The sequence below is a fragment of the Methylobacillus methanolivorans genome, assembly GCF_044751345.1.
Classification (GTDB): Bacteria; Pseudomonadota; Gammaproteobacteria; order Burkholderiales; family Methylophilaceae; genus Methylobacillus; species Methylobacillus methanolivorans.
This window is the reverse complement of record NZ_JBIWXY010000001.1, coordinates 1,926,496-1,948,113: the sequence shown is the minus strand read 5'-3', so window position 1 is coordinate 1,948,113 and position 21,618 is coordinate 1,926,496. Positions and strand designations below refer to the sequence as shown.

General features: G+C 54.8%; 21 protein-coding genes, 1 other RNA gene and 1 riboswitch. Of the genes, 8 read left to right on the top strand and 14 right to left on the bottom strand.

The window, feature by feature from the left end:
• Positions 1 to 7: 7 nt before the first annotated feature.
• From cobU to ACIKP9_RS09200, 10 genes are all read right to left on the bottom strand, one after another.
• Entirely contained in the window at positions 8 to 544 is a 537-nt protein-coding gene (gene cobU / locus ACIKP9_RS09245; protein WP_400881672.1) for a bifunctional adenosylcobinamide kinase/adenosylcobinamide-phosphate guanylyltransferase, read from the bottom strand.
• A gap of 2 nt (positions 545 to 546) precedes the next feature.
• Positions 547 to 1,359 carry a cobalamin-binding protein gene (locus ACIKP9_RS09240; RefSeq protein WP_400881670.1) on the bottom strand — a complete coding sequence of 271 codons (813 nt, stop codon included), beginning with the start codon at positions 1,357 to 1,359 and terminating at the stop codon, positions 547 to 549.
• Positions 1,356 to 2,012, bottom strand: a complete 657-nt coding sequence (gene bluB / locus ACIKP9_RS09235) for a 5,6-dimethylbenzimidazole synthase (RefSeq protein WP_400881668.1) — start codon at positions 2,010 to 2,012, stop codon at positions 1,356 to 1,358. The genes ACIKP9_RS09240 and bluB overlap by 4 nt, the downstream gene beginning before the upstream one ends.
• Before the next feature lie 55 nt (positions 2,013 to 2,067).
• A complete protein-coding gene (locus ACIKP9_RS09230; protein ID WP_400881666.1) occupies positions 2,068 to 2,382 on the bottom strand; it encodes a DUF2149 domain-containing protein in 315 nt (104 codons plus the stop codon).
• The gene (locus tag ACIKP9_RS09225; protein WP_400881664.1) at positions 2,379 to 2,816 is read right to left on the bottom strand and encodes a MotA/TolQ/ExbB proton channel family protein; all 438 of its coding nucleotides are present in this window, start codon (positions 2,814 to 2,816) and stop codon (positions 2,379 to 2,381) included. The genes ACIKP9_RS09230 and ACIKP9_RS09225 overlap by 4 nt, the downstream gene beginning before the upstream one ends.
• A 24-nt stretch (positions 2,817 to 2,840) precedes the next feature.
• Complete coding sequence (locus ACIKP9_RS09220) at positions 2,841 to 7,169, bottom strand: cobaltochelatase subunit CobN (protein ID WP_400881662.1); 4,329 nt, start codon at positions 7,167 to 7,169, stop codon at positions 2,841 to 2,843.
• Positions 7,166 to 8,440: a cobyrinate a,c-diamide synthase gene (locus tag ACIKP9_RS09215; RefSeq protein WP_400881660.1), complete on the bottom strand. Its 1,275-nt coding sequence runs from the start codon at positions 8,438 to 8,440 to the stop codon at positions 7,166 to 7,168. The genes ACIKP9_RS09220 and ACIKP9_RS09215 overlap by 4 nt, the downstream gene beginning before the upstream one ends.
• A 4-nt stretch (positions 8,441 to 8,444) precedes the next feature.
• Positions 8,445 to 9,059, bottom strand: a complete 615-nt coding sequence (gene cobO, locus ACIKP9_RS09210) for a cob(I)yrinic acid a,c-diamide adenosyltransferase (protein ID WP_400881658.1) — start codon at positions 9,057 to 9,059, stop codon at positions 8,445 to 8,447.
• Positions 9,056 to 9,625: a hypothetical protein gene (locus ACIKP9_RS09205; protein ID WP_400881656.1), complete on the bottom strand. Its 570-nt coding sequence runs from the start codon at positions 9,623 to 9,625 to the stop codon at positions 9,056 to 9,058. Before ACIKP9_RS09205 ends, cobO begins: the two co-directional genes overlap by 4 nt.
• A gap of 115 nt (positions 9,626 to 9,740) precedes the next feature.
• Complete coding sequence (locus ACIKP9_RS09200; protein WP_400881654.1) at positions 9,741 to 11,615, bottom strand: TonB-dependent receptor domain-containing protein; 1,875 nt, start codon at positions 11,613 to 11,615, stop codon at positions 9,741 to 9,743.
• Between the two features lie 120 nt (positions 11,616 to 11,735).
• Positions 11,736 to 11,953, bottom strand: a riboswitch (cobalamin riboswitch).
• Between the two features lie 117 nt (positions 11,954 to 12,070).
• Here ACIKP9_RS09200 and ACIKP9_RS09195 point away from each other — a divergent pair.
• The 3 genes from ACIKP9_RS09195 to ssrS all read left to right on the top strand — a co-directional run bounded on the left by ACIKP9_RS09195 (position 12,071) and on the right by ssrS (position 12,830).
• The gene (locus tag ACIKP9_RS09195; RefSeq protein ID WP_400881652.1) at positions 12,071 to 12,271 is read left to right on the top strand and encodes a hypothetical protein; all 201 of its coding nucleotides are present in this window, start codon (positions 12,071 to 12,073) and stop codon (positions 12,269 to 12,271) included.
• Positions 12,268 to 12,576: a cell division protein ZapA gene (locus tag ACIKP9_RS09190; protein ID WP_400881650.1), complete on the top strand. Its 309-nt coding sequence runs from the start codon at positions 12,268 to 12,270 to the stop codon at positions 12,574 to 12,576. The genes ACIKP9_RS09195 and ACIKP9_RS09190 overlap by 4 nt, the downstream gene beginning before the upstream one ends.
• A gap of 73 nt (positions 12,577 to 12,649) precedes the next feature.
• Positions 12,650 to 12,830: non-coding RNA, 6S RNA (ssrS, locus tag ACIKP9_RS13505), on the top strand.
• A gap of 45 nt (positions 12,831 to 12,875) precedes the next feature.
• On the opposite strand, the gene ACIKP9_RS09185 is transcribed toward ssrS, so the two are convergent.
• Entirely contained in the window at positions 12,876 to 13,235 is a 360-nt protein-coding gene (locus ACIKP9_RS09185; RefSeq protein WP_400881648.1) for a DUF2237 family protein, read from the bottom strand.
• A gap of 66 nt (positions 13,236 to 13,301) precedes the next feature.
• Here ACIKP9_RS09185 and ACIKP9_RS09180 point away from each other — a divergent pair, with 66 nt between their 5' ends.
• Together ACIKP9_RS09180 and ACIKP9_RS09175 are read left to right on the top strand one after the other, a co-directional pair.
• A complete protein-coding gene (locus tag ACIKP9_RS09180) occupies positions 13,302 to 13,760 on the top strand; it encodes an EVE domain-containing protein (protein ID WP_400881646.1) in 459 nt (152 codons plus the stop codon).
• A gap of 75 nt (positions 13,761 to 13,835) precedes the next feature.
• Positions 13,836 to 14,279 (top strand): transcriptional repressor, encoded by a 444-nt coding sequence (locus ACIKP9_RS09175; RefSeq protein WP_230348213.1) that lies wholly within the window; start codon positions 13,836 to 13,838, stop codon positions 14,277 to 14,279.
• Positions 14,280 to 14,368: 89 nt separating this feature from the next.
• Here the strand turns inward: ACIKP9_RS09175 and ilvA are convergent, their stop codons facing one another.
• Entirely contained in the window at positions 14,369 to 15,880 is a 1,512-nt protein-coding gene (ilvA, locus tag ACIKP9_RS09170; protein WP_400881644.1) for a threonine ammonia-lyase, biosynthetic, read from the bottom strand.
• A gap of 171 nt (positions 15,881 to 16,051) precedes the next feature.
• Between ilvA and rpiA the strand changes: the two genes are divergently transcribed.
• The 3 genes from rpiA (at position 16,052) to ppx (ending at position 19,098) form a co-directional block, all read left to right on the top strand.
• On the top strand, positions 16,052 to 16,711 hold the full coding sequence (gene rpiA / locus ACIKP9_RS09165; RefSeq protein ID WP_400881642.1) for a ribose-5-phosphate isomerase RpiA: 660 nt from the start codon (positions 16,052 to 16,054) through the stop codon (positions 16,709 to 16,711).
• A 120-nt stretch (positions 16,712 to 16,831) separates the two neighbouring features.
• The gene (gene phoU / locus ACIKP9_RS09160; protein WP_230348210.1) at positions 16,832 to 17,539 is read left to right on the top strand and encodes a phosphate signaling complex protein PhoU; all 708 of its coding nucleotides are present in this window, start codon (positions 16,832 to 16,834) and stop codon (positions 17,537 to 17,539) included.
• 53 nt (positions 17,540 to 17,592) lie between these two features.
• Positions 17,593 to 19,098: an exopolyphosphatase gene (gene ppx, locus ACIKP9_RS09155; protein WP_400881639.1), complete on the top strand. Its 1,506-nt coding sequence runs from the start codon at positions 17,593 to 17,595 to the stop codon at positions 19,096 to 19,098.
• Positions 19,099 to 19,200: 102 nt separating this feature from the next.
• Here the strand turns inward: ppx and ppk1 are convergent, their stop codons facing one another.
• A complete protein-coding gene (ppk1, locus tag ACIKP9_RS09150) occupies positions 19,201 to 21,282 on the bottom strand; it encodes a polyphosphate kinase 1 (protein WP_400881637.1) in 2,082 nt (693 codons plus the stop codon).
• Between the two features lie 51 nt (positions 21,283 to 21,333).
• Positions 21,334 to 21,606, bottom strand: a complete 273-nt coding sequence (locus tag ACIKP9_RS09145) for an oxidative damage protection protein (RefSeq protein ID WP_400881635.1) — start codon at positions 21,604 to 21,606, stop codon at positions 21,334 to 21,336.
• Positions 21,607 to 21,618: the final 12 nt, after the last annotated feature.

The window sequence follows — 21,618 nt, the reverse complement described above, 5'->3', positions numbered from 1 at the left end:
GTTCGTCTTAGCTTTTCAGCACTAGTGGTAATCCTGCCGCAATAAAACTGACTTTGTTGCAAATGGCTGCCACGGCCTGGTTAAGGCGGCCTGCTTCATCCTGGAACTGCCGGTTGATTTCCCCCAGCGGCACGATGCCCATGCCGACTTCATTACTCACCAGCAGTATCTTGCCGGGCAATGACGGGAGCACATCGAGTAGGGCGGCGCGTTCGTGTTGCCAATCCACACCCTCTGGCGGTGCGCATTCCGGGCAGATGCATTGCGCTAGCCATAGGGTCAGGCAATCCACGAGTAGGCAACGGCCTGGTGCGGCCTGCTGCTGCAAGACCTCCGCCAATTTGTGCGGTACTTCGACGGTATGCCAGTGTGATGGGCGGCGTTGCTGGTGCTGGTCTACCCGCTTGCCGAACTCTGCGTCATAGACCTGTGCCGTGGCGATATAGACAACTTCCAGGCCGCTTTCCTGGGCTATTTTTTCTGCATAAGCGCTCTTGCCGGAGCGGGCGCCGCCAAGAATCAAGTGGTGGTCGTGTGCATTCATGGTCAACTCCAATGCTTGCTGTGCATCTGTTGGACGCCCCAGCGCTGAATAATGGTTTGCAATTGCGCCAGGCCATGCAGAATGGCAGAGGGGCCGGGTTGCAGGATGTCGGCAGACTTGATTTCATGCACTTGCCCGGTCTGTACGGCAGGTATCGCCTGCCAGCCCGGCCTCGCCAGGACTTGTTCTGGCTGGAATTTCTTGCCACACCAGGAACCAATGATGATATCAGGCTGGCGCTGGACGACCTCATCCGCTGCAATGACGCGCTCCTTGGCGGATTTGCAGGCGGATAACTCAGCGAAGCAATCGTTGCCGCCAGCAATCGCTATCAATTCGCCCACCCATTGGATGCCGCTGATCAGCGGGTCATTCCATTCCTCGAAATAGACCTTGGGTGCACGCGGCAGGTAGCTTGCCGTCTCGGCAGCTTGCTGTATACGTGCCTCTAAGCCCGCAATCAGGGCCGTTGCCCGGTCAGATGCGTCAGTCAGCGCCCCCAAGGTTGCGATCATGTTGAAGATACCCTGGATAGAGCGCTGGTTAAACACATGCACCTCAACCCCGGCGCGTACCAGTTCGGCGGCAATGTCTGCTTGCAGGTTGGAAAATGCCAGCACCAGGTCTGGTTGCACGGCAAGGATTTTTTCCAGCTTCGCACTGCTGAAGCCCGAAATCTTGGGTTTTTCCTTGCGCGTAATGGCAGGGCGAGTGGTAAACCCGGAAATGCCCACAATACGCTCCTGCTCGCCCAGCATATAAAGCACCTCAGTAGTTTCTGCTGCCAGGCAGGCAATGCGCTGCGGGCCTTTCATTCTGTAGCGGCCCAGGTGTTTTCCATCATCAGCTCTGACAATGGGCGCTCCTTGGCCCAGCCCTCCTCTACCAGCATCGGGTTTTTGTAGAACTCATCCACATAGCCCAGGCACAGGATGGCGATAGGCTTGGCACCTTCCGGCATATTCAGTAGCTTGGCGAGCTTGATCGGGTCGAAAATCGACACCCAGCCCATGCCCAAGCCTTCAGCTCGTGCGGCGAGCCAGAGATTCTGGATCGCGCAGGAAACCGATGCCAAGTCCATTTCGGGCAGAGTGCGGCGACCAAAAATAAAGCGTTCGCGGTGATCACACAGACCAGCTACGAACAACTCCCCACATTGCTGAATGCCTTCCACCTTGAGGTGCAGAAACTCGGATTCACGCTCACCCAGCGCATGCGCTGTCTGCATACGCTCCTCCTGCACTAGGTCATAAATTGCCTGACGTACTTCAGCGCTGGTGATGCGGATGAAGCGCCATGGCTGCATCAGCCCGACACTGGGCGCATGGTGCGCTGCATCCAGCAGCTTATGCAGGATTTCTGGCTCTATCTTGCCTGGCTTGAAGTGGCGCATGTCGCGGCGTTGGTGGATGGCACGGTAAACGCCGCTCATCTCGGGTTTGGTAAAGGCAAATTCGTTACTGGACATAGTGATCGTGAGCTTGGAGGCTAAGGCTTAAGTATAAGAGGATTGCGGCATGAACTTAAGGAGGCGTTGTCGTTTGCTCAATCAGCACTAGCTTACCGGTCTTGGGGTCGCGGTAGACTTGCCCAACAGCCTCGTAACCACTCCCTGTTGCATTGCTGCTGGTGGTTTCTGGTGCTTCGATTTCCTTGCCTTGCTCTATTTCCTTAGGCTTTACCAGCATGGTCTGCCCACCCGCGCTCAAGGCGGCAAGCAGCCCGCAGGCGAACACCAGCATGACATCCACCAGGTTGACCAGGCTGGCGCGTGGGTCTTCGTCTTCGTGATCAAACCGGCTTTTGAGGCGGAGCTTGCTCATATTGCTTTTGCTCATGGCTGCGATTCCAGCGTTTCCAGCACGTCTTCATACCAGCGGCGGCGCAGTTTGCCGACAACCAAGCCGATAATGCCTGCGATCAACCCCAGCACTGTCGCGTCGAATGCCGTGGTGACGGCTTGCGCCAATTGTGCTGGGTTGCCTTGACCGAGTGCGGCTAGCCCAGGGCCAAGCGGGATGATGGTCGCCATCAGGCCCAGCATGGGCGGAATGCGAGAGAGCAGGTCGGCGCGCTCCAGTCGATGGCGGGCGAGCCTGACCACGGCATCGGTATTGCCTGAGTTTCGCATCGCCTTGAGTCCGAACAGGCGCTCGCCTACGGCCAACCCGGCTTCTAGCACGGCAATGATGACGCTCAGCGCCAGGATAATAATGACCGGCTTTAACAGCCAGGTAATCGCGTGATGCAGGGAGTCGAGTTCAAATGACATGGCGGAGAGTGATCCTGTAAAAAGTTAGAGCCGGGGTTTGCGCGTGCCGAACCACAGACCCGCTACGAATACTGGCAGCAATGCCAGCCACCAGTACCAATGCTCACGCACGGACTTGATGGCGACTTCAAAGGCGCGTGGTACAGGCGCGGCCTTGGCTGTCTCAGGTTCAGGCGCTTTTGTAGCAGGCTTGGGTTGTGTTGCCGGAGTTGCTGGTTCCCGTGCTGCTTCTGGCTTCGCTTCCGCAGGGATGGCGACTTGTTCGGCCACCATCGCCTCGTTGCTTGCATAAGCAGGTGCGGCATCACCGCGTGCCTTGGCAAGGGTTTGTTGCAGGGCGGCGGCAGTGTCGCTGTCCAGGTGCTGACCCAGCCATTGCCACATCGGATGGTTGGGTGAGGTGTGACCGCTACCGGGCAGGCCGTTTTTGTTGACCAGTCGTGCCAGTTCGCCACCTAGCTGGCGTAGCGTTTGTTCATCGGTATGCCAGAAGCCTTTTTCTGCTGCTACCATCATGATAGCGAGCATGTGCGCTTTCACCTGGGCGTTGTGTTTGTGCTCAAGGAATGGCTTGAGGCCGAGTTGCAAGCTGTCATCCATATACACCTTTTTCACTTCGTCCCAGGCCCAATCCTTGATGATGTCGGGCCGGGTGACTTGCCAGCCCCACAGGTTTTCCATGAATTCCTGCCCCATAGTGCGTGCGCCAGCATAACCGTGTTGCATCAACGGGCGTATCCACGCCGGGTTGAGGTAGCGCCCGCGTAGTTCCATCAGTAGCGCGGTTTCTAGCGGGTCGTCGCTGAGATTGTCAGGGTCTGTATGGTTGAGGATGCGCGCGGTGGGGCGTTTGCCAGTGACAGTTTCCGTGGCGAGTGATAGGCCACCGAGGTAATCAAAGGCGTCGTTATTGTCCATCAGGCCATAGAGGTTGGAGGCGCGACCATGGTAAGTGTTGCTGATGCTGGTAAGGGCGGTTTTAAGCACCTCGTGCGCAGGTTGGCCCTGGGCATCCATGCCGTAGGCGTGACCCATGCGTGTGAGGTAGGCTTGCCCCAGTTCGCTGCGGTCTTTCCAGGTGCCGGAGCGTTCGGTCAGTCGGTTGACGCCAGTGCCGTAAGCACCGGGCGCATCGCCAAAGATGCGCCATGCAGCCTCGCGCCCAGCCTGTGGCAAGGGCTGGCCATGTTGCTGGTGGGCCTGGGTGCGGCGTATCCATTGCAGGGCCACGCCATTGCTGGCAAGAGCTTCGTTGCCTTCTTCCACTCCGGCACCCAATGGTGCCAGTGCTTCATCTAACGCGGCTTGCAGCGCTGGGTATTGCGTGCGAATGGCCTGGGCAGAGGCCGCCAGTGCCAGACGGCCGCCATTGTCTATCCATTGCATCAGGTTGGGGTAAAGGTCGCGGAACAGGCCAGAAGTGGTGACGATGACATCATGGCGCGTGATGCCGGGCTTAAGCTGCATACGCTGCACGATGCCGCGCGCATTCCATTCCGGTTCTATGCCCATCAGGCTGAGGATAAAGCTCACCATCACGCCTTCGTCGCGCACGGCATCAGACGCCCAGAGGATCACGCCTTCGCTATCCTGCACGCTATCGCGCTCACGTACTTTGGCTGCCATGTTTGCACCAATCTGGAAGCCTAGCCGGGTGGGCAGCACGTCGCCATCCAAGGCATGGAAGTTACGCCCAGTCGGCAGGGCATCAGGCGAGCGCAGGGGGTCGTTGCCCTTGCCGGGCGGCACAAAGCCACCTTCGAGCGCATGCAACAGGCTGTGCATTTCCAGCCGCGGCGATATGGCGAGCTTTTCTCGTGTTTCTGCACTCACGCCCTGCTCCTGGCCGCGCCCCATGGACTCCAGCATCAATGCCAGCGATTCTTCCGACCAATCCTTGCCGAAGATATGCAGGCCGTGCGGCATGAACTTCTCTTGCAGCTTGGTGAGGTAGTGGCCGATTTCATGCGCAAGCAGATCGTCGTCAGTTTGCTCAAAGCCAATGCCGCGTACTTCCAGCACATCTGCCATGCTGGCTTCCAGCTCGGCGCGCAATTGCAGCGCTTCCACCAGGCGGCGCATCTCGCGCGCAGCTTCCACTTTCATGGTCTCGGAGCTGGAGGATTCATAGCTTTCCACCACTTGGCGCAGTTCGAGCAAGCGGTCATAAAGTGGCGTGGAAGTCAGTGGTGGCGTCAGGTGATCGACCATCACGGCGAGGCCGCGGCGCTTGGATTGTGTGCCTTCGCCTACGCCGTCGACGATGTAAGGGTAAATACCGGGCAGGTCGCCCGCAATCAGGCGTGAGTAATCGCTTGCTGCCAGCCCAACCGCCTTGCCAGGCAGGAATTCGTAGGTAGAGTGGCGGCCAATGTGCACCAGTGCATCGGTCTTGAAGACGCTGCGCAGCCAGTGGTAGTAAGCCAGATATTGATGCGGCGGCGGAATGGTAGTGTTGGCGTGCAGCAGCTCTTCATCCACTTCCCAGCCGCGTGGTGGCTGCGGGCCGATGAAGATATTGCCGAATTGCACGCCTGGGATGAGGAATTGCCTGTCATGCACCATCACCTTGCCTGGGGCTACACCCCAACCGCGCATGCCTTCGATGCCCAGCGCGGCAAGCCGGGTTTTTTGCAAGGCCAATGTGTTGCAGTCGGTGTGCTTGTCCAGGCATTGCAGATAGGCGTTGTTGAGCACATCAATCTGCTTGAGGGCATTCTCGCGTTGCGGGTGATCTGCGCCTTCAAGTAAATGATGCAGTTCATGCATGGCTTTATCGAGACGATTGCGCGCGATGTCGATTTCACCAGCCCGTTGCGCGGCAACCAAATCAGCATGCAGCTTGCCGAGCGGGCCTTCGACCATTTCGCCGCGCACTTGTGCTGGCAGGGTGCCGAACCAGTTGAGGTAGGCAGCATTATCCAGCTTGTTCACATGCTTGCTCATCTCGGTGAGCGCGGCTTGGTCTTCAGGCAGGTTGACGCCGCGCTCTTGCATCAGGTCAAGCAAGGCCTCGGGTGAGGCAGGCAGTTCGCCGGTGTTGTAACCAGCACGTTGCAAGGCATGCAGCATCTCGAATAGCGAGGCAGGCACATCCAGGTTGTCTGCACCGATATTCTGGCGGCCAGGTGGGTGGTTGTAATAGATCAGGGCGACTTTCTTATTGGCGTTGGGCTTGCTGCGCAAGTGTTGCCAATTCAGGCTGCGCCTTACCAGCGATTGCACCTCGGCAGGCAGGATCTGCGGCAGCTTTAACTCCACACCGGTAAGCTTGTCTATGGTGGCAGGGCCGGCAGCGGCCACTACCAAGGGCTGCGAACTACCCTGGATTTCCGGCATGGCCACCCGGTATTGCACGGAGTTGATCGGCAAACCGTCTTCTGAGAGCTGCCAGGCATTGGCGCTGCGGTCGGTCAGGCGCATGGCCTTGTAGACCGGCACATCCAGCTTGCCCAATAACTCGGTGACAGCCTCGCGGCCTTCTGCGGCACCGACGACAAAGTCCTGCAAGACCACCAGTCCGCTAGGGGTTGCCGGGGCCAGCAGGGTTTTCAAGTGGGCGATGGCATCGCGCGAAGCTTCTCCCCAGCGCGCCATGATGCCAATACAAGGCTGGCCTTGTGCTTCACTGGCGGCGCAGATGGCATCCACGGGTTGCGGGTCGCTGGTGCTGAGGTCAAGCACCGCGAGCATGGCGGCACTATTACCAGGGAGATTTGGTTGTTTGACTTCCCTGCCGCCTTGGCGCAAACGCACCAGTGGCTCGGGCTGAATAGTGGGAAGATTGCTGACCGGGTGCAATAGGTGGCGCATGAAGGCACTGAGATTGTCTGTGCCGCCAGCCTGCCAGAGATTGTGCAGGCCCAGCCACTGGCGAGCAGCGTTGTGCTGCTGCGCGAGATTGGCGACTTTTTCCGAGAGGTTGTTTTGTGTCAGCGTTAGGCTCTTGGCATGCGAGAAACTGCTGACCGCTTCGCCTTGCCAACGGCTTTGCAAGGAGAGGGCGCTTTCGCCATTAAAGGCGATGAAATTGCGTGGCTGTTTTCCCCCAAGTTGATGGAGCTGGGTTTGCAACTGTTGTGATGATTCAGCGTAGACCGCCACGGCAAACACGGCATCAGCATCGCGTAACCAGCGTTGCAACGTCTTGCTGTCTGCGGCGAGCACTTGCGATTGCGTGCGCAGGATGATGCGATCCTGTTTGCCGGATTGCTGCAAAGCTTGCTGTGCTGCCATGGCAGCGGCAGGCGCAGTGCGGTCTGACACCACGCCGAACAAAGTAGCTGCCTGGGCAGGCAACTGGCAAGCGGCCAGAAGTGTGGCGGTGAGTAATGTATAAAGCGGACGATTCATCGGGAAAACAATCCTGCAACCAACTGTGGGTTGGATGGGAAATAGAAATGCAGATAACTTGCCAGCAGGCTGCCATGGCGATAGATGGCCTCACCCGGCTTGCCGCGTTGGGTAGTGGCCTGCGCGTAGACCGGCAATCCTGTTTCCAGGCGGGAGTAATGAAAGGTATGTGCGTGTAACCTGCCTTCAGGCAGTTCGGCAAATTGCACACCCAGGCCCTGGAAGCGCGCTTGCATGCTGCAATCTCCGGGGAGCAGGCCAAAGCCTGGTTGCTGGTTGATGCTATTGGTGACCGCCATCATGCCGCCACATTCCGCCAGTATGGGCAGGCCCTGCTGCCAGGCTTGCTGCAAAGCATGACGCATGGCGTGGTTGCTGCCTAGTGTTGCAAGATGTAGCTCAGGATAGCCACCCGGCAGCCAGATTGCGTCTATCCCGGCAGGCAATGCATCATCGTGCAGCGGCGAGAAAAAGACGGTTTCAGCTCCCAAGGCATGCAGGCAATCCAGGTTGGCAGGGTAGATAAAGCAAAAGGCTTCGTCGCGTGCGATGGCGATCTTCTTGCCTGCGAGCAACGCTGGGGTGGTGTTTGCAAGTGACGGTGCAAAGCTGACTTCTGGCGGCAATGGTAATGGGCCTGCTTCCGTCAGCATGGTAGCTGCCTGGGCAATGCGTTGCTCCAAGTCATCGATTTCATTAGCGCGGAACAAGCCCAGGTGCCGTTCTGGCAGTGTCAGGGCTTCCTGCTTCTGCAAAGCACCCAACCACGGCACGTGAGCAGGCAGGCTGTCACGCAGCAATGTGCCATGGCCGGCGCTGCCGGTACGGTTGGCAATCACGCCTGCGGGGATAATCTCGGGCCGGTGAGCAAACAGCCCGGAGGCTAACGCACCAAAAGTCTGGGCCATGCCGCTGGCATCAATGGTGAGTGCTAGTGGTAATTGAAATTGTGCGGCGATGTCGGCGCTGCTGGGCTGGCCGTCATACAAGCCCATCACCCCTTCCACCAGAATAACGTCGGCTTGTTGTGCAGCCCAATATAGCCTGGTGGCAATGTCATCCGCACCGCACATGGCGAGGTCGAGGTTGTAGACCGGGCGACCCGTTGCGGCTTGCAAGATCATGGGGTCAAGGAAATCCGGCCCGCATTTGAAGGCTTGTACGGTAAAGCCTTGGTTACGCCAAGCACGTGCCAGCGCCGCGGAAACTAGCGTCTTGCCCTGGTTTGATGCAGGGGCGGAGAGCAATAATGCCGGGCAACTGATCGCCATGGTGTTACCACTCCACGCCCGGCATGGCTTGCACGCCGTTCTTGAAAGCGTGTTTGACCATGGTCATGTCGGTGACGGTGTCGGCTTGTTCTATCAGCTCAGGCTGGGCGGCACGTCCGGTAACCACGACATGCTGCATGGAAGGTCTGGCGGCAATGTCGGCCAATACTTGCTGTAAGTCGAGGTAATGATATTTAAGGACGATGTTGAGCTCGTCGAGGATAACTACGCCGACGCTTTCATCTTGCAGCGCGGCTTGGGCGGTTTGCCAGCCTTGCTGAGCAGCGGCAATGTCTCGGTCGCGGTTCTGGGTTTCCCAGGTGAAGCCTTCACCCATGACATGCCAGCTAACATTGGGTTGGTGGCGAAAGAAAGCTTCTTCGCCAGTATCGGAACGGCCTTTGACGAATTGCACGACGACGGCTTTCATGCCATGGCCGAGGGCGCGGGCGAGGAGGCCAAAAGCGGCGGTAGACTTGCCTTTGCCGTTGCCGGTATTCACCAAAAACAGGCCGCGCTCAATGCGCGCAGCCTCTATCTTGGCATCAACAACTGATTTTTTGCGCGCCATCCGGTCTGAATGGCGCTGGTTGAGGTCTGGTTTTTCTTGATCGGTCATGCGGTTCGTTTGCTATCAGCGTAAAGCGCCTTCACCACAATGTGGATGATGGCGGCAGTCGCCACGTAGAACGCCAGCGTACCCAAGGATGAAGGGTAGTGCTTGGCGATGCGTGGCATGAACTCGGCCAGGGTCGGGTCGACATAGCGGCCAGAGAAGAAATAGAAACCACCACTGGAGAACAAGTGGCAAACAAAGCTGCTGGCGACGACGGTCGCTGCCAGGGTAGCGATGCTCTTGAAAGCAAACTGGTAGTGTTTGGCAAACCAGCGGCCACCTAGCCAAAGCGTGCCATAAGCGGGAATCAGGAAGCCGTAGGCAGGGGATGTGCAGAAACCATCGACGCCACCCCAGGTGACGGCAGCAAAATCAAGTGCAGCAGCAAGCCCGAACAGAGCAGGGAAAACCCAGACTGGGCGCAGGTAAACCCCAGCCAGGAAAAAGACGGCCCAGGATGCGCTAGGCAGGTGGTTGATGGCGGCAAAGTGATGGCCGCGCGTCACGATGAGCAAAGCGGCGAGCACGAGGCCGATCATGATCTGGTAGTTCTTGTTGAGTGTCAGCATGGTTGTCTTCCTTGGGCTGGGTCAAATAATCAAAATAACGCTGAATTTTAACTGAAATGCTCCAGCCCTACCGAGTTTGTTGCTGGCTGTGGGCCACAGCCAGCAAACCTAAGTTTTACAGCGATGGCGCGTAACGCACCGATACAAACAGGTTGGTGCCGAAAGTGGCATAGTCGTACGCCAGTTCATATTTGCGATCAAACAGGTTGTTGATGCGCGCATTCAATGACCAGTCGTCGTTGATACGGTATTGGGAATACAGGTTGACCAGCGTGTAGCCAGACATGCGCACGGTGTTTTCAGCATCGTTGTAACGCTGGCTTGTACTGATGATTTCGCTGCCCAGCTCCCAGTTTTGCCAGGATCGGCTGATGGCTAGCATGCCATGCTCCTTGGCGCGACGTGGTAGCAGGTTGCCGTTGGCAGCATTCTCAGGGCGCTGGAAATCAGCATTTGCCTTGATGCTGAAGCCTGCTAGATTGGTGCGGCCATTCAATGTCAGCCCGCGCAACACCGCTTTGTCGATATTGACCGTACGTTGTATTGACCCTATGGCTGTGCGGCTAATCAGGTCATCTACTTCGTTATGGTAATAAGTGGCACTGATGAGGTCGCGGCCATTGTCGTACAGCAGCCCGATTTCCTTATTCCGGGATTCTTCCGGCTTGAGGTCAGGATTGCTGGCATAAGTAATGCCTCGCAGCGTGGAGGAAGGTGCATAGAGCTGGTTGAACGTCGGCGCGGCAAATGCGGTACCGAAGCTAGCAGTTGCTTTCCACTGCGGATTGATTTGGTAAGCGTAACCAATGTTACCCGTGGTGCGATTGCCAAATTGCGAGTTGTCATCGTTGCGTAGATTGATTTGTACGCTGTGTTGATCAAACCGCTGTTGCCAGCCTGCCAGGTAAGATTGAATATCCCGTTCGGTCACGCGCAACGGTGTGGTGGAGTTTGACTCAACCTCTTGTTCCCTACGTTCCACACCCAGGTTGAAAGTCCCGGCCTTGCTGGTCAAGACGTTTTGCCAGAGGAATTGATCTTGCGTTGTCTTGATCATGCTTTCCGACGTTGAGGTTGGACGCTTCGTGTAGGACGAAAGATCATCTATGCTACGCGCGATGCTGAAGGTACTTGTCCAGAAATCAGTGAAACGATTCTTGCTATGCACGGTATAGCTGGATAGGGTTTGATCCATGTAATAGTCGTAGCGCCCTGCTGCAACGGTAGAGCCAGAGTCATAGAAGTTACGGCCTTCGGTCACCAGAATGTTCAGGCCAATTTCATGGTTTTCGGTGAGGTGCTGGGTAATGCGGGCCGCGATATTCTGGTTGCGGTAGCCATCTGCATCAGGGTTGTAAGCAGTGTTACGCTTGTTTTGCACACTGGATATGCCGTGCACATGGGTCATGCCGCCTTGCAGGCTATAGCTGGTATTGCCGATACGGCCACTGACACCGGCCTCACCGATTGCCGTACCATAAGTGCCTAAACCCACTGAGGCGTTGAACTTGGGCTGGCCTTGTCCTTGTTTGGTGAATATCTGGATCACCCCGCCTATTGCATCAGCGCCATATAGGCTGCTGGCTGGCCCGCGCAAAATTTCGACACGTTCGATTTGGCTTAAGGGAATATGCTGGATAGCGGTGGCACCAGTCGTGGCGGAGCTGATGCGTATGCCGTCAACCAGCACTAAAGTATGGGTAGAGTTGGCGCCACGGATGAAAATGTCGGTAGATTTGCCTACACCGCCGTTGCTGCTCATTTCAATGCCAGGCTGCATGGCGAGTAATTCAGCCAGTGTGGTTTGGCCAGCTTTTTGTATCTGTTCTGCGCTAATCACAGAAACGTCGCCAATCACTTCGCTGCTTTTTTGTTCAGTACGCGAAGCCGTAACGATAGTATCTTCCACCTTGATATCGGCAGCATTGGCAATCAAGGGAAGGGAGTAAATAGAAGCAAGGGCAATGGTGCCCAGGGAAAAGCGAAACATCAGATTTGCAAACTCCAAAAAGCTCCCGCGTCCCCGCAAGAGCTGGTCATGAATGGAGTGTGCAGGGAAAGAGAGCCATTGTGAGCCGACGGCATCGGTAGCAGCCGCATCCCCGCAGCACTTCCTTTTCGTTTTGAGGCCGGTCTCCGGGCTTGCAAGATCAATGATATGTCGCCTTCCCATGACGTCTTGTCACAGTGGCATTTGATATATCTAGCTTGTTTACCGTTGCGGGGGCAGCACAGGATTTGCGAGTGGTTTAAACAATGCGCACCTGTTTCCCAGTTTCACCCTTGCGCCATGAATAGGCCAAGGACACCTTCAAACTTGCCGCCGATTATAAATGATTCGTACTTTATGCGGTGAAATAAGTTTTTAATATAAGGTGTTGTAAATAAGCCATAAATTCTTGGGTGCAGTTGACCATGTGCTGATTTTGCAATTATAGTGGCGCCATGAATGCTGATTTGATCACGTTGGAAGAAAAGCTCTCGCAGCTGATATCGCTATGCCAATTGTTGCGGGCAGAAAATCTGGAGTTGCGTCAAGAGCTTGGACGTTATCAGGATGACAACAAGCAATTGAAGGACAATATGGAGCTTGCCGGTCAGAAATTACAGGCGGTGATTGCGCGCTTGCCGGAGGGAACGCTATGAGTAATGTGCGTGGTGTTGATGTCAGCATCATGGGGCGTGAGCTCACCATTGCGTGTTCTGCTGATGAGCGCGAATCCTTATTACGTTCTGTCGATTATCTCGACAAGAAAATGCGAGAAATCCGGGATACGGGCAAGGTAGTCGGCGCAGAAAAAATCGCTATCATGGCGGCTCTTAACATTGCTCACGAGTTGTTGACAGCCAATGCGGGTGGTTTTGACATTGGCGATTTCAAGCGTAGAATTACTTCCATGCAGGAGCAGATTGATGCGGTAGTTGGCGAGGAGCAAAGCCAACTGTTTTAAGCCTGTTGTATGACAATAGGCGGCATGACTGCCACAAGTTTTCAGAAGCCGGATCATCCCGGCTTCTTCCCTTTGTTCCCTGCGGTGCTGTTCGGGCCATAGATTCCTTGAACCATAAATTTGGCTTTGGTTTCGGTCTGTTAAGTAACAGTGTGCGCGCTCCGATGCGGGTGTACCTAACGTAGCTTTAGGTCGTTACCACTTGAACCGTACAGGTTCAGGATGCCGGTTCGGATGGCATTTGCGGGGAACTCCCATTAATGCTTGAAGTCTTGAGCTTCAAGCCATTGCAGTAAACCTTATCTCAATGCGTGGTATTTCAGGTCGGCTAGGCTGACAATATCCAATGCACGCTCATGCGATGCTTCCAGAATCACGGGAGGCGCATAGCCCGCTTCGGCAGCCTCGTGCCAGCGCGAGGCGCATAGGCACCAGTGATCGCCAGGTTTCAACCCGGGGAAGCCATATTCTGGCCTGGGGGTACTGAGATCGTTACCGCGAGAGATGGAGAAAGCAAGAAACTCTTCTGTCATCATGGCACACACCGTATGACTGCCAATATCTTCAGGCCCGGTTTCGCAACACCCATTGCGAGTGAAACCGGTAAGAGGGTCTGTGCTACAAGCTTGTAATGTAGTGCCAAGGACGTTGCGGGTCATGCTGAGATTCTGAATTTGAATGCGACTCGGGGTATGATACGGAATCTGTATTGATTTGAGAATTTCATGCGTTACTGGTTGATGAAATCCGAGCCGGCCGACGTGTCGATTGATGACCTCGCTGCCTTTCCTGATCAAACTGTAGATTGGTACGGGGTGCGTAATTACCAGGCGCGTAACTTCATGCGCGACCAGATGCAGGTTGGTGATGGTGTGTTGTTTTATCATTCCAATTGCGCGGAGCCGGGGATCGTGGGCATTGCCGAAGTGAGTAAGCTGGCTTACCCTGACCGCCTGCAATTTATCGAGGGTCATAAATACTATGACCCCAAGGCGACGCCTGAAAACCCGCGCTGGTTTAATGTGGATGTGAAGCTGGTACGCAAAACGCGTTTATTAAGCTTGAAAGAGTTACGCGAAGCCCCTGAGTTGCAGAATCTGCGTATCTTGCAACGTGGCAACCGCCTTTCGATTACACCGGTGGATCCCAGGGACTGGGAATCCATCATGAAACGACTTGCCTGATGTTGATGCTTGGCATCATCACAATGCGTGATATGCTATTGCGGCGTCAGGGTTCAATTGATTAAGGAGATGATAGTGGGAACGAAAAAAGAAGACGGAGTAGTCGATCCGCATCAGGATTTGAGAAATAGTGGCCTGAAAATCACGTTGCCACGCCTCAAGGTGCTGGATATCTTCCGTAACAGTGAACAACGCCACCTTGCTGCTGAAGATGTATACCGCATCCTGATTACCGAACATTCCGAGTTTGGTTTGGCAACTGTATATCGCGTGTTGGCCCAATTCGAGCAAACCGGCTTGTTGAAGAAGAGCCAGTTAGGCAACAATAAGGCTGTTTATGAGTTGAACGATGGTGAAGAGCACCACGGCCATTTGGTAAGCACCAGCACTGGGGAAGTGCGCGAGTTCTATGACCTTGGCATTGAAGAGCGTCTCAAGGTGATCGTACGTGAGCTGGGTTATGAATTGACCGATTACGATATTACCGCTTACGGCACGCCTATTTCTGACAAGGCTTAAGCGCGCATCGTCAGAGATCGCCGTCTTTAAGAATGAAGTAATAAAATGTGAATAAAAAGCCCGCCAATTGGCGGGCTTTTTATTAGGTATTATCCTAAAAACAGTTTGTAAGCCGGGTTGTCGCTTTCATCCCAATATGGATAGCCCAGGTTCTGCAAGAATGCGGCAAATTCCTTTTCCTCTCCCGGTGGCACCTGCATGCCGACCAGAACCCTGCCGAAGTCTGCACCGTGGTTACGATAGTGGAACAGGCTGATATTCCAATCGTGGCGCATGCTGTCGAGAAAGTTCATCAAGGCTCCTGGCTTTTCCGGAAACTCAAAGCGGTAGATCTGCTCATGCTCAGCTTGTGGTGCATGGCCGCCCACGAGGTGGCGCAAATGCAGCTTAGCGACTTCGTTGTCGCTCAGGTCTAGTGCAGGCAGGCCATGTGCCTGGAGTTGCGCCACCAATGCGCCCGATTCGCTGGGGTCATGAATGGCAACGCCAACATAGATATGAGCCGCGGCGGCATCTGCGTAACGGTAGTTGAACTCGGTGATGTTGCGGTTGCCGATCAGGCGGCAGAATTTCTTGAATGAGCCCGGGGTTTCTGGAATGGTCACCGCCAGCACGGCCTCGCGTTTTTCCCCGATCTCGGCGCGCTCTGCCACGAAGCGCAAGCGGTCAAAGCTCATATTGGCACCAGAGGCGACAGCGACCAGGGTTTTGTCTTGCAGTTGATGCTGCTGAGCGTAGGCCTTGAGGCCCGCTAACGCCAGTGCACCCGTCGGTTCTAGGATGGCACGTGTATCCTCGAAAACATCCTTGATAGCGGCACAGATGGCATCGTTATCAACCAGGATCATCTCATCGACATATTGTTGGCAAAGTCGGAAAGTCTCCTCGCCGACCAGTTTCACTGCCTTGCCATCTGCAAATAGCCCAACCTGATCCAGGGTAACGCGTTCACCTTTTTGCAGCGATAGGGTCATGGCATTGGCATCATTGACCTCAACGCCGATGATCTTGATCTCCGGGCGTATTGCCTTGATATACGCGGCCACGCCCGCGATCAGGCCACCGCCGCCGACCGGGCAGAAAATCGCTTCAATCGGTCCTGGGTTGTCCTGCAAGATTTCCACGGCCACGGTACCTTGCCCTGCGATCACATCAGGGTCGTCGAAAGGATGCACGAAGGTGAGCTGTTGCTCATCCATGAGCTTCAGCGCGTGGTTGTAGGAGTCGGTATAGGATTCGCCGGACAGCACCACTTCGGCACCACGGTTGCGCACGGCATTGACCTTGATGGTTGGTGTCGTCACAGGCATGACGATCACTGCCCGGCAGCCTGCATTCTTGGCGGCCAGGGCGACTCCCTGGGCGTGGTTGCCTGCTGAAGCAGTGATAACGCCACGTGCTAATGCCTCAGTGGAAAGTTGTGCCATCTTGTTGTACGCACCGCGCAGCTTGAATGAAAATACGGGCTGCATATCCTCGCGCTTGAGTAAGACTTGGTTATGAATGCGACGGGAAATATTGGGGAGCAAATCCAGGGGAGTTTTGCTTGCGACATCGTAAACGCGGGCGGATTTGATTTTCTGCAGGTAATCGATTTTCATTGGGGACGCTGTCCAGGGCTGCACTGTATAGTGCGGCAGTGTATGATTGAGGGGTTGGTTCACAAAGAACCTGAATTATAAAGAAAACAGAGGGTCTGCAACATGTTGCGCTGGCTCATACAGCGTTGGCAAGCCCTGATTTGGTCATAAATAGGTAAAAGGTTTAGATAAATGGCTACACAAGACGAATTGAAGCAACAGGTTGCCAAGGCGGCCGTTGAGTATGTAAAAGGTGGCATCATTGGTGTCGGCACTGGCTCTACAGCCAATTTTTTCATTGATGAACTGGCCAAGGTCAAGGACAGGATTGATGGCGCTGTTGCGAGCTCCGAGGCGACTGCCCAACGCTTGCGCGGTCATGGCATCCAGGTGTTTGACCTCAATGATGTAGATGGCATGGAAATCTATGTGGATGGCGCGGATGAAATCACCGAGCAGATGCATATGCTCAAGGGTGGTGGCGGTGCGTTGACCCGCGAGAAGATTGTGGCGGCTTGTGCCAAGGATTTCATCTGTATTTGCGACCAGAGCAAACTGGTGCCAGTGCTGGGTAAATTCCCACTGCCAGTGGAAGTGATCCCGATGGCAAGCGAATATGTTGCACGTGAGTTGGTGAAGCTGGGCGGTCAGCCCAAGCTGCGTGATTTCACGACTGATAACGGCAACGTGATCCTTGATGTACATGGCCTGACCATCACTGATCCTGTGGCACTGGAATCCAAGATCAACGAAATCGTTGGTGTGGTGACCAATGGCTTGTTTGCAGCTCGCCCTGCGAACGTATTGCTGCTGGCAACGGCAGATGGCGTCAAGACATTGACCGCCAAGTAAGCAACGCGCATCAGTTCAACATGAAATTGTCATAATCGGCAATTACACTAGAACGTTGACTCATATCCTGGTCGGGACTAGCGTAGCCCGGCCAGATTCAATCACGGAAGGGATCGCGTTATGCAATTTGAACATACATACAAGCAGTACGATGCCGAGCTGGAATCAGTCCGTGCAAAAGTGCTCGAAATGGGCGGTTTGGTCGAGCAGCAAATCGTCAATGCGCTAGAAGCCTTGGTCACGGTAAATACCACCTTGGCTGACAAGGTGATTGCCAATGACCATAAGGTCAATGCGCTTGAAGTGCAGGTGGATGAGGACTGCAGCCACATTATTGCCCGCCGCCAGCCTGCTGCCGGTGACTTGCGCATGATTATGATGGTGGTCAAGACCATTACCGACCTAGAGCGCATCGGCGATGAAGCGACCAAGATCGCGCGTGTTGCACAGAAGGTGTCCGAGTCTGGTCGTCTTTATACGCCTCGTTTCAACGAGATCAAGACCATGGTTGGCCATGTGCGTGAAATGTTGCGCACTGCACTGGATGCCTTTGCGCGTCTGGATGTGACCAAGACTGTAGACGTAGCGCGCCAGGATGAGCAAGTGGACGAGCAGTTCCGTGCCGCGATGCGCCAGTTGATTACTTTCATGCTGGAAGACCCTCGTACTATTTCCATGTCACTCGAGGTGTTGTTTGTTGCCAAGGCGATTGAGCGTATTGGTGATCATGCCAAGAACATTGCCGAATACGTGATCTACATGGTAAAAGGTAAAGACGTACGCCACACCACCGTTCAAGAGATGGAACGCGAAGCCCAGGAGCCCTAAGCTGGTCGCTGTGGTGGGGGCAAACGCTTTACCGTTTTACAAGAAGGTCGAACTTGCCTACCAAAAAATCCGATTTTCCAGAGATCGCGGCAGTCGATCTGGGATCCAACAGTTTCCGTCTGCAGCTCGCACGGGTTGCAGACGGTCATCTTATTTTTCATGACTCCCTACGCGAGGCTGTGCGTCTTGGTGCAGGCCTCGATGCAAAAAACAACCTGAGCATTGATGCACAGCAGCGTGCGATTGATTGCCTGAAGCGGTTTGGCGAACGCTTGCGGGGTTTGCCGCCACAAGCAGTGCGTGCGGTTGCTACCAATACTTTCCGTGTGGCGCGTAATGCTCCTAACCTGATGGCGGAAGCACAAGCCGCATTGGGGTTTCCGATTGAAATTATTGCTGGCCGCGAAGAAGCACGTATGATTTTCGTCGGGGTCAGCCATAGTTTGCCACCCGTGACTCATAAGCGACTGGTGATCGATATTGGCGGCGGGTCTACCGAGTTCATCATTGGTCAGGATCTTGAGCCGATCGAGATGGAAAGCCTGTATATGGGCTGTGTTAGCTATAGCTTGCGCTATTTTCCCGAGGGAAAGCTGAATGCGGATGCCTTTGAGCAAGCACGCATTGCGGCGGCAGCTGAAATCCAGAGCATACGCAAACACTTCGTGGCTGAAGGTTGGGAGGAGGCAGTCGGATCCTCTGGCACAGCCAAGGCGCTGGGAGAAATCATTCGGTTGAGTGGTTTGAGTGAAGGCGAGATCACCAGAGAAGGGCTGGAGTTTCTGCGCCAGCATCTCATCAAGGTCAAGGACATCAAGAAAATCGAATTGCCTGGGTTAAGCGCAGATCGGGCAGCGGTGCTGCCAGGAGGGCTGGCCATTATGACGGCGGCATTTGATGCCCTCAAGATTGAGCGTATGACGGCGGCAAGCAGTGCCTTGCGTGAAGGCGTACTTTACGAGCTGCTCGGTCGTTTGCATGACCGGGATATACGTGAAGTGACGGTATCCAGCTTCATGCGTCGTTACCATGTCGAACCAGACCAAGCAGAGCGGGTACGTGATATGGCATTGCGCTTGCTATCCCAATGTACAGGCCTCTTGCAGCAATGGGATGAAGATACCGCAGCGCAATACCTGACTTGGGCGGCACGCTTGCATGAAATCGGCGTGTCGATTGCCCATGCGGCTTATCACAAACATTCCGCCTATATTGTGGAAAATGCGGATATGCCCGGCTTTTCCAATATGGAGCAGGAAACCCTGGGGCTGTTGGTCAGGGCGCATCGACGCTCTCTAGCCAAGCTGGACACCAGTCTGAGCCTAGTGGGTAACCAGGATCGCCTCTTATTGGTCCTTATCTTGCGCCTGGCAGTCTTGTTCCACCGCAATCGCCAGCCGGATAATCGTCCAGACCTAGTGCTCTCTATCACGAAAACTGGCTACCAGCTGGAGATAGATTCGGATTGGTTGAAGGAAAATCCCCTGACCGAGGCAGAGCTGCTCAATGAAGTTGCCTACTGGAAAGAGGTTGGTCTGAGCTTAAGTTTGGGTTCCTGAGCGACACAGAGTTTCTTTCAAGATTTTTCTGCATGATTGATCAAAAACGAATAAGGCCGCGTTTAACGCGGCCTTATTCGTTTATTGCAAGCAATATCAAGATTAGATATCTGGTAATACTTCCTGGCCATATTCCGTCATGAGGAATTGCTGCGCAGAGAAGCTGGCACGACGGCTCGGTTTCTGTTCATAGCTACCATCTGGCAGCATTTCCCAGGCGTTGGAGTTGTCCTTAAGGTAAGGCTCAAGACCTTCCTTGAAGACGCGCTTCTTGACCCTGGCATCCAGCAAGGGGAAGCAGACCTCGATGCGGCGGAAGAAATTGCGGTACATCCAATCAGCACTGGAGAGATAGATGTGTTCCGCACCATTATCATAAAAATAAAAGATGCGGGTATGCTCCAGGAAACGGCCCACGATCGAGCGTACCTTGATGTTCTCCGAAACACCAGGTATGCCTGGCCGCAGTGCGCAAACACCACGCACAATCAACTCAATCTGCACGCCTGCGCAAGAAGCATCATACAAAGCACGAATGACGTCAGGATCCAGCAGTGCATTCATCTTGGCGATGATGCGTGCTTTCTTGCCTGACTTGGCAATCTCGGCCTCGTTCTGTATCGCCTTGACAGTGCGCTGGTGCAGGGTAAAGGGTGATTGCCACAGGTGGCGTAACTTGGAGGCTTTGCCCAGGCCTGTGAGCTGGGCAAACACGTCATTGACGTCTTCGCTGATCTCATCCTGGCAGGTGAGTAAGCCAAAATCGGTGTAAAGGCGTGCTGTGCGCTGGTGATAATTGCCAGTGGCAACGTGAACGTAGCGGCGCAGCTTGTCATCGTCGCGGCGTACTACCATGGCCATCTTGGCATGGGTTTTGTGGCCGACGACGCCGTATACCACGTGAGCACCTGCGTTTTCCAGCTGGGCGGCCCAGTTGATGTTGGCTTCTTCATCAAAACGCGCCAACAGCTCTACTACAACAGTGACTTCCTTGCCGCGCTGCGCCGCATCAATGAGTGACTTCATCAAGGTGGAGTCTGCGCTGGTGCGATAGAAGGTTTGCTTGATCGCCAGGACTTGCGGGTCTTCCGCAGCTTGCTTGATGAACTCGACTACCGGGTTGAACGACTGGAAAGGGTGATGCAGCAGAATGTCCTGCTTGCGGATGGCCTTGAAGATGTCGGTATCCTTGGCCAGCTCCTTGGGTAGGCTGGGTGTATACAGTGGATACTTCAAGTCTGGGCGATCCACACTATCCGGGATTTGCATGAGCCGTACCAGATTGACGAGGCCATTAACTTGATAAAGATCATCCTGGCCCAGGCCGAATTGCCCGAGGAGGAAGGCTGACATTTCTGCTGGGCAGCTATCGGCTACTTCCAGGCGCACGGCATCGCCATATTGACGGTGGGTCAGTTCGCCTTGTAATGCCAGGCGTAAATCCTTGGTCTCTTCATCATCCAGGATCAGGTCGCTATCGCGTGTGACGCGGAACTGGTAGCAGCCCTTGACCGTCATGCCAGAGAACAGTTCGTTGACATGGGCATGCAGGATGGAAGAAAGGAAGACGAAACCGTGATCACATCCAGCGATGTCGCGTGGCAGGCGGATAACGCGTGGCAGTGCGCGCGGAGCCTGTACGATGGCGACGCCGGAATTGCGTCCAAATGCGTCCTTGCCTTCCAGCTCTACAGCAAAATTCAAGCTCTTGTTGAGCACGCGTGGGAAAGGGTGTGCCGGATCCAGGCCGATAGGTGTCAAGATAGGCATCAGCTCACGGAAGAAATAAGCCGCGATCCATTCACGTTGCACATCGTTCCAGTGCCCGCGGCGGATAAAGCGGATTTCTTGTGCTGCCAATTGTGGCAGTACAACTTCGTTGAGGATCTTGTATTGGTGATCTACAAATTCGTGCGCTACGCTGCTGACCTTGGCTAGCGCCTGCTTGGGCAACATGCCGTCGGCCCCGACGTGTGGTGAGTTGTATTTGATCTGGTTCTTGAGGCCTGCAACACGTACCTCGAAGAACTCATCCATGTTGCTGCTGAAAATACAGAGAAACTTGAGGCGCTCAAGCAGTGGGATGCTTTCATCCTCAGCCTGGGCCAAGACGCGACGATTGAAGGCGAGTATGCCTAGTTCGCGATTGATAAAATATTCGGGACTCAATTTGACGGGCAACATGATAAAAACCTCACTGTATGCCCGCAATATGACAGTTTAATGAAAAATGGTTCAACTATTAGGTGGTACATAGCCTGAGGCGGTGTCTGCACCTTCACCGAAGAAATAGGCTTCTGTCTGCTGGCTAAGATATTTGCGTGCTTGCGGATCAGCCAGGCTCAGGCGGTTTTCATTGACCAGCATGGTTTGTTGCTTGAGCCAGCCAGCCCAGGCTTCCTTGGAAACATGTTCGTAAATACGCTTGCCAAGCTCGCCAGGGTAAGGGGGAAAGTCCAGGCCATCAGCATTGCGGCCTAACTTAACGCAGAAAACGGTACGTGCCATGATGTCGATCTT

Bases quoted from the DNA above. Each gene is read 5' to 3' on its own strand.
- ACIKP9_RS09240 (WP_400881670.1), bottom strand. From the start codon at position 1,359: ATGAAAGGCCCGCAGCGCATTGCCTGCCTGGCAGCAGAAACTACTGAG.
- ACIKP9_RS09220 (WP_400881662.1), bottom strand. From the start codon at position 7,169: ATGAATCGTCCGCTTTATACATTACTCACCGCCACACTTCTGGCCGCT.
- ACIKP9_RS09225 (WP_400881664.1), bottom strand. From the start codon at position 2,816: ATGTCATTTGAACTCGACTCCCTGCATCACGCGATTACCTGGCTGTTA.
- ACIKP9_RS09145 (WP_400881635.1), bottom strand. From the start codon at position 21,606: ATGGCACGTACCGTTTTCTGCGTTAAGTTAGGCCGCAATGCTGATGGC.
- cobU (WP_400881672.1), bottom strand. From the start codon at position 544: ATGAATGCACACGACCACCACTTGATTCTTGGCGGCGCCCGCTCCGGC.
- ACIKP9_RS09200 (WP_400881654.1), bottom strand. From the start codon at position 11,615: ATGTTTCGCTTTTCCCTGGGCACCATTGCCCTTGCTTCTATTTACTCC.
- ppk1 (WP_400881637.1), bottom strand. From the start codon at position 21,282: ATGTTGCCCGTCAAATTGAGTCCCGAATATTTTATCAATCGCGAACTA.
- ACIKP9_RS09185 (WP_400881648.1), bottom strand. From the start codon at position 13,235: ATGACCCGCAACGTCCTTGGCACTACATTACAAGCTTGTAGCACAGAC.
- ACIKP9_RS09215 (WP_400881660.1), bottom strand. From the start codon at position 8,440: ATGGCGATCAGTTGCCCGGCATTATTGCTCTCCGCCCCTGCATCAAAC.
- phoU (WP_230348210.1), top strand. From the start codon at position 16,832: ATGCAATTTGAACATACATACAAGCAGTACGATGCCGAGCTGGAATCA.
- ilvA (WP_400881644.1), bottom strand. From the start codon at position 15,880: ATGAAAATCGATTACCTGCAGAAAATCAAATCCGCCCGCGTTTACGAT.
- bluB (WP_400881668.1), bottom strand. From the start codon at position 2,012: ATGTCCAGTAACGAATTTGCCTTTACCAAACCCGAGATGAGCGGCGTT.
- ACIKP9_RS09180 (WP_400881646.1), top strand. From the start codon at position 13,302: ATGCGTTACTGGTTGATGAAATCCGAGCCGGCCGACGTGTCGATTGAT.
- ACIKP9_RS09190 (WP_400881650.1), top strand. From the start codon at position 12,268: ATGAGTAATGTGCGTGGTGTTGATGTCAGCATCATGGGGCGTGAGCTC.
- ACIKP9_RS09205 (WP_400881656.1), bottom strand. From the start codon at position 9,625: ATGCTGACACTCAACAAGAACTACCAGATCATGATCGGCCTCGTGCTC.
- ACIKP9_RS09230 (WP_400881666.1), bottom strand. From the start codon at position 2,382: ATGAGCAAAAGCAATATGAGCAAGCTCCGCCTCAAAAGCCGGTTTGAT.
- rpiA (WP_400881642.1), top strand. From the start codon at position 16,052: ATGGCTACACAAGACGAATTGAAGCAACAGGTTGCCAAGGCGGCCGTT.
- ACIKP9_RS09195 (WP_400881652.1), top strand. From the start codon at position 12,071: ATGAATGCTGATTTGATCACGTTGGAAGAAAAGCTCTCGCAGCTGATA.
- cobO (WP_400881658.1), bottom strand. From the start codon at position 9,059: ATGACCGATCAAGAAAAACCAGACCTCAACCAGCGCCATTCAGACCGG.